Source organism: Zunongwangia sp. L-65 (assembly GCF_056859415.1).
Genome location: NZ_JBSXOK010000068.1, coordinates 30,690 through 45,501 on the forward strand (window position 1 = coordinate 30,690; position 14,812 = coordinate 45,501).

Genomic DNA, 14,812 nt, shown 5'->3' on the forward strand with positions numbered 1-14,812 from the left:
CAAAAGTCAAAATCTAGACACAAGTAAGTAAAGCATTTTTTTATGGTAGGTAAATTACTCAGTTTAGAATGGAAGTCATTTACGCGTAGCGCAAGTTTTGGCAAAAGTCTCGGACTTAAAATCTTTATGATCTTTATCGCGGTATATTTTGCTGTTATGTTTCTTTTTATGGGAATAGGACTTTATCCTATACTAGAAAAAATGTATCCTGCTGAAGATCCGCTTTTTAAATTAAACGAATATATTTTAGCCTGGCTGGCATTTGAACTTATATTTCGGTTTTTTATGCAAAGTCTTCCGGTGGTACAAATAAAACCTTTATTACTTCAGAATATTAAAAAGCATAAGGTTATAAATTTTGTGCTTTTAAAGTCGTTATTCTCATTCTATAATATTTTACCAGTTTTAATTTATGTGCCTTTTGCTGTCGTGGTAGCCGTAAAATCTAATCATAGCGTAATTTCCATGATTGCCTGGGCGTGTAGTGTATTGTTCTTTAGTTTTTCAGTCAATTATTTTAATTTCCTAATCAAAAAGAAGTTTGCAGAAGATCTAAAATCATTCTTACCAGCGATAATTTTTATTTTGGCTTTAGCAGGCTTAGAATATTTTAATGTTTTTCCGGTAAGTGAAAAATTTGGTATCTTCTTAAATTATGTGTTGGAAATGCCGTATTTGGCTGTTTTGCCACTAATTCTTGTAGTAATGTTTTTTGTTTGGGTACGAAATACTTTAAAAAAGAAATTTTATTTAGATACGGGATTAAAAACAAAACAAAGAGAGGTTAAATCCCAGGATTTTGAGTGGTTAAAAAGATTTGGTGATGTAGCGACTTTTCTACAGTTGGATATGAAGCTTATCTGGCGTAATAAACGACCCAAAACAACGGTGTATCTTTCATTTTTCTTTTTACTGTATGGCTTATTGTTTTTTACCAATTCAGTTTACGAAGGAATGCCTGTAATGTTTGTTTTTGCAGGTATTTTTATCACGGGAATATTTATGATCAATTTTGGCCAATTTGTACCCAGTTGGGATGCTTCTTATTATCAAATGATAATGTCGCAAAATATCCCAATGCGTAAATATCTGGCTTCTAAAGCTGCGTTGATAAGTTTTAGTATTATAATATTAAGTATTTTAAGTACACCTTATGTTTATTTTGGCTGGAATATCTTACTCATCATTTTTGTTTGCGCATTGTATAATCTTGGTGTAAATGTACCTTTATTAATGTTTACAGGTTCATTTAATAAAAAACGTATTGATTTAGAAAAAAGTCCGTTTATGAATTACCAGGGAACAGGCGCAGCACAATGGTTGGTGGCCATACCTTTATTGGCAGTTCCGCTGGGTATTTTCTACTTATTTTATAAAGTATTCAGTTTTAATATAGGTCTTTTAGCGATAGGAGTGTTAGGTATTATAGGTATCGTTCTTAGAAATTACCTAATGGACAGAATAACCATACAATATAAAAAGAATAAATATGCCATGATTCATGGTTATAAACAAACCGGGGATTAATCTCTAAGGGCCTGCCCAGATGTGCTTGATTCTATCCAGTAACCAAAAAAGACTAAAGCTTAAAATTCAATTCTAATTATTAAAATCTCGAATACCCCAATAAATAGCATATTATGATCACAGCAACCAATCTATCTAAAGTATATAATGGTACGAAGGTTTTAGATATCGACCATTTAGAAATTCCTCAGGGTCAAAATTTCGGACTCGTGGGAAATAACGGTGCCGGAAAAACAACCTTTTTCAGTTTATTATTAGATTTGATAAGACCTACCACAGGCAATATATTTAATCAGGATATCACCGTAAACGAGAGTGAAGACTGGAAAACATTTACCGCGTCGTTTATCGACGAGAGCTTTTTGATTGGATATCTTACGGCCGAAGAATATTTTTATTTTGTAGGCGAACTGCGTAATCAAAACCGTGCCGATATTGACAGTTTTTTGAAGCAATTTGAAGAATTTTTTAATGGCGAAATTATTGGACGGAAAAAATACCTTCGAGATTTATCGAAAGGTAATCAGAAAAAAGTGGGTATTGTTGCTGCGTTAATAGGCGAGCCCAAAGTGGTAATTTTAGATGAGCCATTTGCTAATCTGGATCCTACAACACAAATTAGGCTAAAGAAAATTATCAAAGATCTTTCTGAAATTTCGGGAACTACTGTTTTGGTTTCCAGTCATGATCTTATTCATGTTACTGAAGTTTGTGAGCGCATCGTAGTGTTGGATAAGGGGAATATTGTACGGGATATAAAAACTTCTGAAGCCACTTTAAAAGAACTGGAAACCTATTTTTCTGGAGAGCAAATTCCTGAAGAAATCAAATTATCTACGGAAGAAGAAACAGGAGAAGCTAGAACTAATAATCCTGACTAATCACCATCTGATTTTTCTTATTTAAAGCGCAAACCTTTGTATTTGTAAAAAGAAACTTATTTTTACATACTAAATCCTGCGTAACTGAGTTATGATGGTAATAAGAAAGGGTTGATTTTGAGGAGATTTACACAAGCTTTTTTCATTTTCATCCTTCTGGGGGCAATAATTTCATGCTCCAGAAAGAAGGATACTTTTATTAGTCGAAGCTGGCATTCGGTTACTGCTGAATATAACACGCTTTATAACGGAAATCTTGCCCTGGAAACTGGACGTGAAGAACTAAACCAAAATTATCGGGATAATTATTGGGATGTATTGCCTATAGAGCGTATGCAAATCGATGAAGAAATTTTACTTCCCGATAGCATACGCAATCAAAATTTTGGTGTAGCCGAACAAAAAGCGGTAAAAGCAATACAACGACATTCGATGTTAATTGCCGGGGAAGAAGAAAATCCGCAAATCGATGAAGCTTATATGCTTTTAGGAAAAGCAAGATATTTTGATCAGCGTTTTATCCCGGCTTTAGAGGCTTTCAATTATATTTTACAAAGATATCCCGCCAGCAATAGTATTCGAAATGCGCAGATTTGGCGAGAGAAAACCAATATCAGGTTAGAGAATAACAGGGTTGCGATTAAAAATCTAAAAAGGATTATCGAAAATTCGCAATTCGAAGATCAGGAATATGCCGATGCAAAAGCAGCCATAGCACAAGCATATATTAATTTAAAGTATCCCGATAGTGCACTGGCACCCTTAACCACAGCGGCTAACTTCACTAAGAAAAACGAGGAGAAAGGACGTTACTTTTTTATTTTAGGCCAGTTGTATAACCAACTTAATCAACCTAAAAATGCCAATTTAGCTTTTGATGAGGTGATTGATTTAAACCGAAAATCACCGCGCATTTATATGATTAATGCTTATATCCAAAAGGCTAGAAATTTTAATGCCGAAGAAAACGACGATCAGCAATTAAAACAAATGCTTACTGATCTTGAAGAGGATCGTGAAAACCGCCCGTTCTTAGATAAAATTTATTTTCAAATAGGTGAATATTATTATCAGCGTGATTCTATAGATACCGCTATTGTTTATTATAATAAATCGCTTAGGAGCAGAGCTAATAGTGATCCTTATCTGCGATCTATAAATTACGAGATCCTGGCAAATATTAATTTTGACCAATCAGAATATCAAACTGCCGCAAAATATTTTGATAGTACGCTTTTTGAAATGCCCTCGAATTTAAGGGAATATCGTACTATAGAAAAGAAGCGTAAAAATTTAGATGATGTGATTTTCTATCAGGCTATCGCCGATAAAAACGATAGTATCTTAGATTTAGTAAAATTACCACGTGAAGAACAAATCGCTTTTTACACTGCTTATACCGATAAATTAAAAGAAGGCTACCAGAAGGAAATTGAAGCGGGGGAAGCCCAGGCAGCTTTAGCTTTAAACACAGCAGGTCCCGGCGTTCCCAATATAGGAGTACCAGTAGAAGAAAATGCAAGTAAGTTTTATTTTTATAGTGAAAACCGCATCAATAGGGGAGAACGCGAATTTTTAAGGATTTGGGGAAATCGGGAACTCGCGGATAATTGGCGATGGATGGCTACCGGAAATACCGGCATCAACACACAAGATGAAGATAGTATAGCCGAATTTGATTTTTCCAGCGATCCAAGGTTTGATCCTTTAACCTATGTAGAAAAGCTCCCTACAGATAATAAAGTTATCGATAGTTTGTATGCGGATCGTAACTATGCGTATTATCAATTAGGTTTAATCTACAATGAGAAATTTGGTGAATACCAGTTAGCTGTAGATCGTTTAGAACAAGTGCTGGCCAGTAATCCTGAAGACCGATTAATTCTACCTTCAAAATATAATCTTTATAAAGCCTACGGAAGGTTAAACATGCTGAATCAACAGGACCGGATGAAAAACGATATTATTTCTAATTATCCCAATTCTCAGTATGCGGTTTTTATTCAGAATCCACAAAGCTTAGCGGATGGGGAAAGTCTGCCTAAAATGAGTTACGAAAAGACTTTCGAACTTTACGAAAATCAGCAATTTGTAGAGGTGATTTCTGAAAGCGATAAGTTTATAACCCGGTATACTGGAGAAGAAATCGTCCCGAAGTTTGAATTATTAAAAGCTATGGCTATAGGGCGTTTAAGAGGTTTGGCGGAATATCGAAAAGCCCTTGGGTATGTTTCTTTAACCTATCCACAATCCCAAGAAGGACAAAAGGCCAAGGAAATGATTAGCCGTACGCTGCCCAGATTAAGCAGGCTCCAACTGAAGGAAGATAGTCTGGCAACTAATTATAAACTCATCTACGAATTTGAAGCTTCTAAAACAGAAGAAGCCCTGGAACTTCAGCAAAAAATAGATTCGGCTTTAGTAACATTGGATTATTCGGGCCTTTCAACCTCTATAGATCCCTATACAGATGATCGCATCTTTGTAGTTGTACATGGTTTAGAAGATCGTCCCAGAGCTTTAGGCTTTGGTGAATTATTGCGTGAAAATGATGATTATAATGTTAAAAATGATTTTCTTGCAATCTCAACAGACAATTATCGGGTAATTCTTTTAAAAAAGAACCTAGATATTTATAAAACAGATTATTAACACTCACTCTTAATACGATGTTTTCAGAAAAAAAGAAAGGAATGTCCGGCAAAGAAATGTTTAACGAACAAAATAAAATTGCTGCAGGAACACAGATTACCGGAGATATAACAGCAAAAGGTGCTTTTAGAATTGAAGGTTTTTTAAAAGGATCTTTAATGACCACTGGGAAAGTGGTCATTAGCAAAAACGGGAACATAGAAGGGACATTAGAATGTGAAAATGCCGATATTGAAGGTAATTTTAATGGGAAACTAACAGTAAGTGGGGTATTGAGTTTAAAATCATCTGCAATTGTAGATGGAGAAGTGGTTGCTGGTAAACTCGCTGTTGAACCTGGTGCAAATTTTAATGCTACTTGCCAAATGCGCGGCACAATGAAGTCGGTTAAGAATGAAAAACAATCAGCGTAATAAATATCTTGTATTTGTAAATGTAGGTTTCCAGATGGCAATTATCATTGCCGGTGCAGTCTTTTTGGGGATTTGGTTAGACAAAAAATTTCCTAATAAATTTTCTGCATACACAATTTCAGTATCACTATTAGGTGTTTTTATTGCTTTATTTCAGGTGATAAGAAGTGTTAAAAATATAAGTAAAGACGACGAATAGATGGGAAAACCATTATTAAATTTCCTTAAGGTATTCTTACCTTTTTCTTTAATATTATTTATAATTCAATTTCTGGTTATTTCAAATTTCATAGAAGCAAGTCTATATTACGGTACGCTTGCTAATTATGCCTTTCATATTTTCGCCACATTGCTTATTTATACCCTCTTGCTATATATAAACCTTAATTTTTCAGATAAAACGGGTTTTGCTTTTATGGGGTTGGGTTTGTTAAAAATGGTTTCGGCGGTTTTGTTTTTGTTGCCGGCATTGCTTGATGATGAGGTTTCAGTTTTTGCTCAGGTTATCGCTTTTTTTGTGCCTTATTTTATTTTTTTGATTTTCGAAACCACTTTTGCCGTAAAATTGATTAATCATAATAAATGATTGAATATCAATAATTTTTAAGATTAATTGAAATCTAAATAAAAAATTAAAATGTGGACTTTCACATAAAAAATAAAAGTATACCTTTGCACCGAAATTTAGAGCCCATAATTTTATAAGTAGACCAGGTATTATGATAGCACAGAAATCGTTAAAGATTATAGTGACATTTGCACTAGCCTTACTTCCGGTTTTTTCTTTTGCATCAAAAGAGGACTCTTTAGTAGAAGCTGAAAAAGAATTTAATGCTACAGATATGATTCTTCACCATATTGGTGATGCACATGGCTGGCATTTTTATGGAGAAGGAGAGAATTCTTTCACACTACCACTTCCGGTAATTTTATATACCGATAATGGTCTTGTAACTTTTATGTCTAGTGAATTTCACCATGATACCGAAGGGCATCATGTAGTCGAAAAAAACGGAATGAGTTTCGTTAATCTTCACGAAAAGATTTATCAATTAGAAGAAGGTGCTCATGAGGTTGAGTTTGATAAGGAACACCATCCTTTAAATGCAGAGCGTCCTATCGATTTATCGATCACTAAAAACGTAGCGGCTATGTTTATCACCGTTATCATTATGTTGATCATTTTTAGTCGTTTAGCCTCCTTCCATAAAAAGAATAAACACGCTCCAAAGGGCTTTAACAACTTACTGGAGACTTTTGTTTTATTTGTAAGAGACGAAATTGCAAAGCCGCAAATAGGAGAGAAAAAATACATGAAGTTTATGCCATTTTTATTAACGGTATTTTTCTTCATATGGATTACAAACTTGATTGGCTTATTGCCAGGTGCAGCCAATGTTACCGGTAATATTGCTGTAACAGTATCCCTTGGGTTATTCACGTTGGTATTAATTGTAATTAACGGGAACAAAGATTTTTGGAAGCATACCTTATGGATGCCGGGAATCCCAACTTTTGTAAAACCTATTTTAACGATAGTAGAAGTTGTTGGATTGATTGTAAAACCTGTGGCCCTGATGATTCGTTTATTTGCAAATATCACGGCAGGGCATATTATCATATTGAGTTTAATCGGACTGATCTTTATATTGGAAAGTGCTGGCGTAGCTGGGATTTCAGTGCCTTTTGCATTGTTTATTTCAGTTCTGGAATTGCTTGTAGCATTTTTGCAGGCATTTATTTTTACTATGCTGTCGGCCTTATTTATAGGGATGGCAGTACAAGAACATGAGCATCATTAATTTTAATTTTAATTTTTTACTATGGAGTATTTACACATTGGACTTGCAGCTTTAGGTGCTGGTCTTGCAGTTATTGGAGCAGCGATTGGTGTTGGTAAAATCGGTGGTTCTGCTATGGACGCTATTGCCCGTCAGCCAGAAGCTTCCGGAAAAATCCAAACAGCTATGATTATTGCTGCCGCTCTTGTTGAAGGTGTTGCCCTTTTTGGAGTTGTTGCTGCATTACTAGGGGTACTTACCGTACCAGCATAGTCTAGGAAAATTAGAAATCGGTTTGTAACGGTTGGTTACAAACCGATTTTAAACCCATTAAAAATTGAAAGTTTTAATTTAAAAATATTATGGATTTAATCACTCCTGAAATTGGTTTACTTTTTTGGCAGACAATAGTTTTTCTTGTACTTATTTTAATTTTAGCAAAATTTGCATGGAGACCTATTCTTGGAGCTGTTAAAGAACGAGAAGACTCGATTAATAATGCGTTATCTTCAGCTGAAGAAGCTAGAAAAGAAATGCAAAATCTTAAGGCGGATAACGAACAGTTAAGAAAAGAAGCCCGTGCTGAAAGAGATGCTATTCTTAAAGAAGCTCGTGAGTTAAAAGAAAAGGTATTGGCTAGTGCTACAGAAGAGGCACAAACCAAAGCAGATATGATTGTAGCACAGGCTAAGGAAAGTATAGAGATGGAGAAAAAGGCAGCTATGGCAGAAATCAAATCTCAGGTTGCTAATTTATCTATAGAAATTGCAGAAAAAGTAATTCGTAAGGAATTATCAAGTAAAGAAAAGCAACACCAGATGATCAACGAGATGCTAGGTGATGTTACTTTAAATTAATACTTTGTGATGAAGGGAACCAGAGCAGCACAGCGTTACGCAAAAGCCATTCTTGACTTAGCAAACGATAAGAAAGTAGCTAAAGATGTTAAGGAAGATATGCTTAGTATTTCTAAAACAATCGAGAATAGTGAAGATTTAAGGAGTACTTTAGCAAGTCCTGTAATAAAGCCCAGTCTTAAGAATCAAATTTTAAAAGCGATCTTTAAAGATGTAAATGGGTTAACTACAGGAGTTTTTAATTTGCTGGTAGAGAATAATCGTATCAATATCTTAGATGTTGTTGCCAAACAATATTTATCCTTATTTGATACTTCTATTTTGGTACAAAATGCTGTGGTAACTACTGTAGTTCCTTTAACAAAAGAGCTTGAGGTTAAAATTCAGGCCAAAATAAAAGAGCTTACCGGTAAGGAAGCAACGATCGAGAATAAGATTGATGAAAGTATTCTTGGTGGTTTTGTATTAAGAGTTGGCGACCTTCAATATGATGCTAGTGTGGCTAACAACTTAAACAACTTAAAGACAGAATTTAAAACAGGCAACAACGCATACGTTTCTAAAATTTAATAAAAACCGCCCGTATTTAACGAGGCATTTTATCTTAAATAATTATGGCAGAAGTAAATCCTGCTGAAGTATCAGCAATATTAAAGCAACAACTTTCCGGATTCGAGGCAAAGGCTTCTTTAGACGAGGTTGGTACCGTACTTACAGTTGGTGACGGTATTGCAAACGTTTATGGGCTTTCTAATGCGCAGTACGGAGAATTAGTTCAATTTGACAGTGGTCTGGAAGGAATGGTACTTAACCTTGAAGAAGATAATGTTGGGGTAGTACTTTTGGGACCTTCAAAAGAAGTTAAAGAAGGTTCTACCGTAAAAAGAACACAACGAATTGCTTCGATCAATGTTGGTGAAGGTATTGTTGGAAGAGTAGTAAATACTTTAGGAGAACCAATCGATGGTAAGGGTACTATTGAAGGTGAAACTTTTGAAATGCCTTTAGAGCGTAAGGCGCCTGGTGTGGTTTTTCGTGAGCCAGTAACAGAGCCTATGCAAACTGGTATTAAGTCTATTGATGCCATGGTGCCGGTAGGAAGAGGCCAGCGTGAGCTGGTAATTGGTGACCGTCAAACAGGAAAAACAACTGTTTGTATCGATACCATTCTTAACCAGAAAGAATTTTATGATGCCGGTAAACCGGTATACTGTATATATGTAGCTGTAGGACAAAAAGCATCTACAGTTGCTGGAATTGCTAAAGTTTTAGAAGACAAAGGAGCCTTAGCCTATACCACTATTGTTGCTGCAAATGCATCAGACCCTGCGCCTATGCAGGTTTATGCTCCGTTTGCCGGTGCTGCAATTGGCGAGTATTTTAGAGATACAGGACGTCCTGCATTAATAGTGTATGATGACCTTTCTAAGCAGGCAGTAGCCTATCGTGAGGTTTCTCTTTTATTACGTCGTCCACCAGGACGTGAAGCTTATCCAGGGGATGTTTTCTTCCTTCACTCAAGATTATTAGAGCGTGCTGCAAAAGTGATCAATGATGATGATATTGCAAAGACCATGAATGATCTTCCTGATTCGCTTAAAGACAAAGTAAAAGGAGGAGGATCTTTAACAGCACTTCCAATTATCGAAACGCAGGCCGGTGACGTATCAGCATACATCCCAACTAACGTAATTTCGATTACTGATGGTCAGATTTTCTTAACATCAGATTTATTTAACTCGGGTGTTCGTCCTGCAATTAACGTTGGTATTTCGGTATCTCGTGTAGGTGGTTCTGCGCAGATTAAATCGATGAAAAAAGTAGCGGGTACGCTTAAATTAGACCAGGCACAGTTCCGTGAACTTGAAGCTTTTGCTAAGTTTGGTTCAGACCTTGATGCAGCTACTATGAGTGTGATCGAAAAAGGTAAGCGTAACGTAGAGATTCTTAAGCAGGGACAAAATGATCCTTATCCGGTAGAAGATCAAATCGCGATTATCTTTGCAGGTTCTAAAAACTTACTTAGAGAAGTTCCTGTAGAAAAAGTAAGAGAATTTGAAAGAGATTATATCGAATTCTTAAATGCTAAGCATAGAGATGTTATGGATACGCTTAAAGCCGGTAAACTTACCGATGAAGTTACAGATACATTAGCTTCTGTAGCAAAAGAGCTATCTGAAAAATATAAAGGATAAAAGTTTATAAGCGAAGAGTGCGAAATAGCATTGCACTCTTTGTTCTATTTAGTATTTAGGCTAGTCCAATTTTAAAAATATGGCAAACTTAAAAGAATTACGTAGCAGAATTACCTCGGTTTCTTCAACCATGCAGATCACCAGTGCCATGAAAATGGTATCTGCGGCAAAGTTGAGTAAAGCGCAGGATGCTATCGAGTCTATGCGCCCTTATTCACAAAAGCTATCCCAGCTTTTACAGGATCTTAGCGCTACCTTAGATGATGATACTAGCAGTAAATATGCAGAGCAGCGTGAGGTTCAAAAAGTACTGGTAGTTGCGATTTCTTCTAATAGAGGTTTAGCAGGTGCTTTTAATGCCAATATCATTAAAGGCGTAAAAAATGCTGTGGCTAAAGAATATTCAAATAAGGATGTTCATTTATACAGTATTGGTAAAAAAGCCAACGATATATTAAAGCGAAGCTTTAAGGTATATAAAACAAATACCGAGATCTTTGAAGATCTAAGTTTTGAGAACGTATCTGTTATTGCTGAGGATTTAATGGAGCAGTTCTTAGAAGGAAATTACGATAAGATTGTATTGGTGTACAACCACTTTAAGAATGCTGCTACACAGGCTGTTTTAACTGAACAGTTTTTACCTATTCCTAAGTTCGAAACTGAAGAAGAAAAACAACTTGATTATATTTTTGAGCCTTCTAAACTCGAAATCGTAAAAGATTTGATCCCAAAGTCGCTTAAAATGCAGTTGTATAAGGCCGTAAGGGATTCGTTTGCATCAGAGCATGGTGCCCGTATGACAGCTATGCATAAGGCAACTGAGAATGCCACAGAACTTAGAGATTCACTTAAGTTATCTTATAATAAGGCTAGACAGGCTTCGATTACCAACGAAATTCTTGAGATTGTTGGTGGTGCGGAAGCGCTTAATAACTAATAAGTTTATTTTATATATTTAAAAGCCCGGTTTTTCCGGGCTTTTTTGTTGTAAAAATCTATGAGCCTTATTGGCTATTTTTTAAGCATATTCTTCTTTGGCACTCGTTTTGATTTTAGTAAGTAAACAATCAAACCATTACGATTATGAAACATACTTATGTTATGCTTAGCCTTTTTTTCTTTACGCTTTTTACGAATTGCGGAACAAACAAAAACCTGCAGGAAGAAGCACCTGCACAATTTCAGCAGGCATTCTATACCACAGTTGATGGGCAGATGACCTTTTATCTTCCGGTGACCGCGATCCAAAAAAATCGTATAGAATTAAAAAACATTTATTTTAAGGGATTAAAATCCCCAATTGTTTATAACGAAGATGGGCAAAATCGATACACTGCTAGCTTCGGTATTCGCCAGTCTGATTATGTAATGAGCTCAGATCCTCGTGAGGAGTACGGAAATAAAATGCCGCAAAAACCAGAAAAAAGTCCGGTTAGTATCGCAAAGGATCAGGCCTTATTAGAATTTCAGGAAAATGGTGAAACCAAATATTATGTAATTAGTGATATCGAGGAACGCAAATAGGTATTGTTCTCCTAATTATTAGGATATTTGCAGGAAACCCAGAGCCTGTTGAGTACTTTAAAACGATTTTTTCAGGATACAATTATTTACGGTATTGCTACTGTAGTACCACGGTTACTAAATTTTATTTTAGTGCCCTTACATACCGATGTACTGGATACTAAAGATTATTCTGTAAATACAACATTCTATATTTGGGCTGCTTTGTTCAATGTATTGCTCACTTACGGTATGGAGACTTCGTTTTTTCGTTTTTTTAGTAGGGCAGAGGATAAAAACAAAGTGTATTCAACATCTTTTATTGCCTTAACCATAACAACATTATTATTTTTTGGTTTAGGAATGCTCTTTCAGGATTCGTTTATAAGAGTAGTAGATTTAGATCCTTTCTTTTTTAATATCTTTTTTTCAGTCATAATTTTAGATACGCTGGTAGTCATTCCTTTTGCCTATCTACGAGCGACCAATAGGCCGGTTAGATTTGCCTTAGTTAAGCTGTTAAATGTATTTATCGTGTTTGCGATTAATATCTATTTTTTATGGCTCGTACCAAAGTTTCCGGCTTTTGCCCCTCAATATGTCTTAAATCATTTTACTCAAAAAGATATTTTAGGCTATATATTTATGGCTAATCTTGTCGCCAGTGGGATTACGTTTTTAATTTTGCTACCCTATTTCTTTAAGACAAAAATTCAGTTTAGTTTCTCACTTATAAAGCAAATGTGGAAGTACGGCTGGCCAATTATGCTAGCGGGAATATCATTTATCATTAACGAAAATCTTGATAAACTGCTGCTTAAAGATATTCTTTCCGAAGAAATTATGGGAGCTTATTCGGGGTGTTATAAACTGGCGGTTTTTATGATGATTTTTATCCAGGCCTTTAGAATGGGAGCCGAGCCTTTCTTTTTTAATCATGCTAAAGAGAAAAATGCGAAAATAACCTATGCCCGAATTTTAGAGTACTTTGTAATATGCGGGGGCATAATACTCTTAGTTTTGGTATGTTTTATAGATATTTTTAAACAGTTTATGATCCCTAACCAAGAATATTGGAAGGCGATGGCTATCGTACCCATTATCCTTTTGGCTAATTTATTTTTAGGAATTTATCATAATCTTTCTGTTTGGTATAAGCTTACCGATAAAACAAGAATGGGGATGTATATTTCTCTTTTTGGTGCTTTAGTCACCGTTATTTTAAATATTACCTTAATAGGCAAATTTGGATTTATGGTAGCTGCCTGGGCGACATTGGCCGCTTATGGGAGTATGATGTTGATTTCATATTTCTACGGAAGAAAATACTACCTGGTGCCTTATAACGTTAAGAAAATAGGATTGTATTTACTGCTTTCTGTGGGACTATCGGCCATTAGTTTTATATACTTTAGGCAAAATTATATAGTTGCAACCTTATTTGTTCTCATATTTGTGGGAATTACGTATTTTAAAGAACAAGAAGACATAAAGAAAATATTAAAGCGATCATGACGATTAAAATCATTAACAAAAGTTCACACGATTTACCAGGTTATGCTACAGAAGCTTCTGCAGGAATGGATCTAAGAGCCGAATTATCAGAGCCGGTTACTTTAAAACCATTAGAAAGAGCAATCGTAAAAACAGGCTTGTTTATAGAGCTACCAGTAGGGTACGAAGCACAGGTACGACCAAGAAGTGGTTTAGCCGCAAAAAAAGGAATTACCGTTTTAAATGCTCCCGGAACAATCGATGCTGATTATCGCGGCGAAATAGGGGTGATTTTGGTGAACTTATCGAATGACAACTTTATCATCGAAAATGGCGAGAGGATTGCGCAATTAGTAATCGCCAAACATGAACATATTAAATGGGAAGAAGTTGAAGTACTTACAGATAGCGTACGCGGAGCTGGCGGGTTTGGCAGTACGGGAACAAAGTAATTTCAATTTTTTCGAAAAACTATTCTAAAATCAAACAAACAAATGAAGATTATTGTACCCATGGCGGGAAGAGGTTCGCGCCTTAGGCCACATACACTTACCACTCCAAAACCATTAATTCCTATTGCCGGTAAACCTATTGTACACAGATTGGTACAGGATATAGCAAAAGTGTTGGACGAAGATATCGATGAAGTTGCTTTTGTAATAGGGGAAGATTTTGGAGAGAAAATAGAAAATGACCTTAAGGACATCGCTGAAAGTTTAGGAGCCAAAGCAAGCATTTATTATCAAGATAAACCATTGGGAACCGGCCACGCCATTATGTGCGCCAAAGAGTCTTTAGAGGGCCCTGCGGTAATTGCTTATGCCGATACCTTGTTTAAAGCCGATTTTACTTTAGATAAAGATGCCGATAGTGTTATTTGGGTAAAGCAGGTAGACAATCCTTCAGCTTATGGAGTAGTGAAACTTAACGATAGCAAACAAATAACCGAGCTTGTTGAAAAACCAGCTGAATTTGTTTCAGATCTGGCGGTGATCGGGATTTATTATTTTAAAGAGGTGGCTGTTTTAAAAGAAGAGCTTCAAAAGGTATTAGATAATAATATCGTTCATGGCGGCGAATATCAGATTAATGATGGGATTAAAGCCATGCAGGCCAATGGGCTAAAATTCGTTCCGGGTAAAGTAGAGGAGTGGATGGACTGCGGAAACAAAAATGTAACCGTAGAAACCAATGGGCGTATGCTTAAATTTTTACACCAGGATGGTGAGAAACTCATCGCCGATAGTGTGAAAATAAAAGATGCTGAAATTACCGAACCTTGTTTTATCGGTGAAAATGTAGAACTGATCAATGCGAAGATCGGGCCAAATGTTTCTATTGGCAACGGAACAAAAATCGAGAATACCACTATAAAAAACAGTCTTATTCAATCTTTTGCTGAAGTGAAAAATGCAAACTTGAATAACGCTATGATTGGTAATTTTGCTAAATTCAATGGAGAGTTTACCGAAATCAGTATTGGTGATTATTCTGTGTTGGAATAGT

General features: G+C 35.7%; 16 protein-coding genes. All 16 read left to right on the plus strand.

What is annotated here, in order from left to right; all coding sequences use genetic code 11:
- Positions 1-42 precede the first annotated feature (42 nt).
- The 16 genes from AC13DP_RS13375 to AC13DP_RS13450 all read left to right on the plus strand — a co-directional run bounded on the left by AC13DP_RS13375 (position 43) and on the right by AC13DP_RS13450 (position 14,811).
- Positions 43-1,527, plus strand: a complete 1,485-nt coding sequence (locus AC13DP_RS13375; protein ID WP_041578429.1) for a DUF5687 family protein — start codon at positions 43-45, stop codon at positions 1,525-1,527.
- A 113-nt stretch (positions 1,528-1,640) separates the two neighbouring features.
- Positions 1,641-2,408 carry an ABC transporter ATP-binding protein gene (locus AC13DP_RS13380; RefSeq protein ID WP_228251938.1) on the plus strand — a complete coding sequence of 256 codons (768 nt, stop codon included), beginning with the start codon at positions 1,641-1,643 and terminating at the stop codon, positions 2,406-2,408.
- A 117-nt stretch (positions 2,409-2,525) separates the two neighbouring features.
- Complete coding sequence (porW, locus tag AC13DP_RS13385) at positions 2,526-5,060, plus strand: type IX secretion system periplasmic lipoprotein PorW/SprE (RefSeq protein WP_483067950.1); 2,535 nt, start codon at positions 2,526-2,528, stop codon at positions 5,058-5,060.
- A 17-nt stretch (positions 5,061-5,077) separates the two neighbouring features.
- On the plus strand, positions 5,078-5,473 hold the full coding sequence (locus tag AC13DP_RS13390) for a bactofilin family protein (protein ID WP_228251936.1): 396 nt from the start codon (positions 5,078-5,080) through the stop codon (positions 5,471-5,473).
- Positions 5,454-5,672, plus strand: coding sequence for an AtpZ/AtpI family protein (locus AC13DP_RS13395; protein WP_013069575.1), 219 nt, complete (start codon positions 5,454-5,456; stop codon positions 5,670-5,672). Before AC13DP_RS13390 ends, AC13DP_RS13395 begins: the two co-directional genes overlap by 20 nt.
- Positions 5,673-6,059: a hypothetical protein gene (locus AC13DP_RS13400; protein WP_339813646.1), complete on the plus strand. Its 387-nt coding sequence runs from the start codon at positions 5,673-5,675 to the stop codon at positions 6,057-6,059.
- Between the two features lie 133 nt (positions 6,060-6,192).
- Positions 6,193-7,275 carry a F0F1 ATP synthase subunit A gene (gene atpB / locus AC13DP_RS13405; protein ID WP_041578430.1) on the plus strand — a complete coding sequence of 361 codons (1,083 nt, stop codon included), beginning with the start codon at positions 6,193-6,195 and terminating at the stop codon, positions 7,273-7,275.
- 21 nt (positions 7,276-7,296) lie between these two features.
- Entirely contained in the window at positions 7,297-7,527 is a 231-nt protein-coding gene (gene atpE, locus AC13DP_RS13410; RefSeq protein ID WP_013069578.1) for an ATP synthase F0 subunit C, read from the plus strand.
- 89 nt (positions 7,528-7,616) lie between these two features.
- Entirely contained in the window at positions 7,617-8,111 is a 495-nt protein-coding gene (locus tag AC13DP_RS13415) for a F0F1 ATP synthase subunit B (RefSeq protein WP_013069579.1), read from the plus strand.
- 9 nt (positions 8,112-8,120) lie between these two features.
- Positions 8,121-8,681: an ATP synthase F1 subunit delta gene (atpH, locus tag AC13DP_RS13420; RefSeq protein ID WP_339813650.1), complete on the plus strand. Its 561-nt coding sequence runs from the start codon at positions 8,121-8,123 to the stop codon at positions 8,679-8,681.
- 44 nt (positions 8,682-8,725) lie between these two features.
- Positions 8,726-10,306, plus strand: coding sequence for a F0F1 ATP synthase subunit alpha (gene atpA / locus AC13DP_RS13425; protein ID WP_013069581.1), 1,581 nt, complete (start codon positions 8,726-8,728; stop codon positions 10,304-10,306).
- Positions 10,307-10,385: 79 nt separating this feature from the next.
- Positions 10,386-11,246: an ATP synthase F1 subunit gamma gene (gene atpG / locus AC13DP_RS13430; protein ID WP_483067951.1), complete on the plus strand. Its 861-nt coding sequence runs from the start codon at positions 10,386-10,388 to the stop codon at positions 11,244-11,246.
- A gap of 146 nt (positions 11,247-11,392) precedes the next feature.
- The gene (locus AC13DP_RS13435; RefSeq protein WP_339812346.1) at positions 11,393-11,833 is read left to right on the plus strand and encodes a hypothetical protein; all 441 of its coding nucleotides are present in this window, start codon (positions 11,393-11,395) and stop codon (positions 11,831-11,833) included.
- Between the two features lie 48 nt (positions 11,834-11,881).
- A complete protein-coding gene (locus tag AC13DP_RS13440) occupies positions 11,882-13,327 on the plus strand; it encodes an oligosaccharide flippase family protein (RefSeq protein WP_041579411.1) in 1,446 nt (481 codons plus the stop codon).
- The gene (dut, locus tag AC13DP_RS13445) at positions 13,324-13,758 is read left to right on the plus strand and encodes a dUTP diphosphatase (RefSeq protein ID WP_013069585.1); all 435 of its coding nucleotides are present in this window, start codon (positions 13,324-13,326) and stop codon (positions 13,756-13,758) included. The genes AC13DP_RS13440 and dut overlap by 4 nt, the downstream gene beginning before the upstream one ends.
- 42 nt (positions 13,759-13,800) lie before the next feature.
- A complete protein-coding gene (locus AC13DP_RS13450; protein WP_347406053.1) occupies positions 13,801-14,811 on the plus strand; it encodes a sugar phosphate nucleotidyltransferase in 1,011 nt (336 codons plus the stop codon).
- Position 14,812 lies beyond the last annotated feature (1 nt).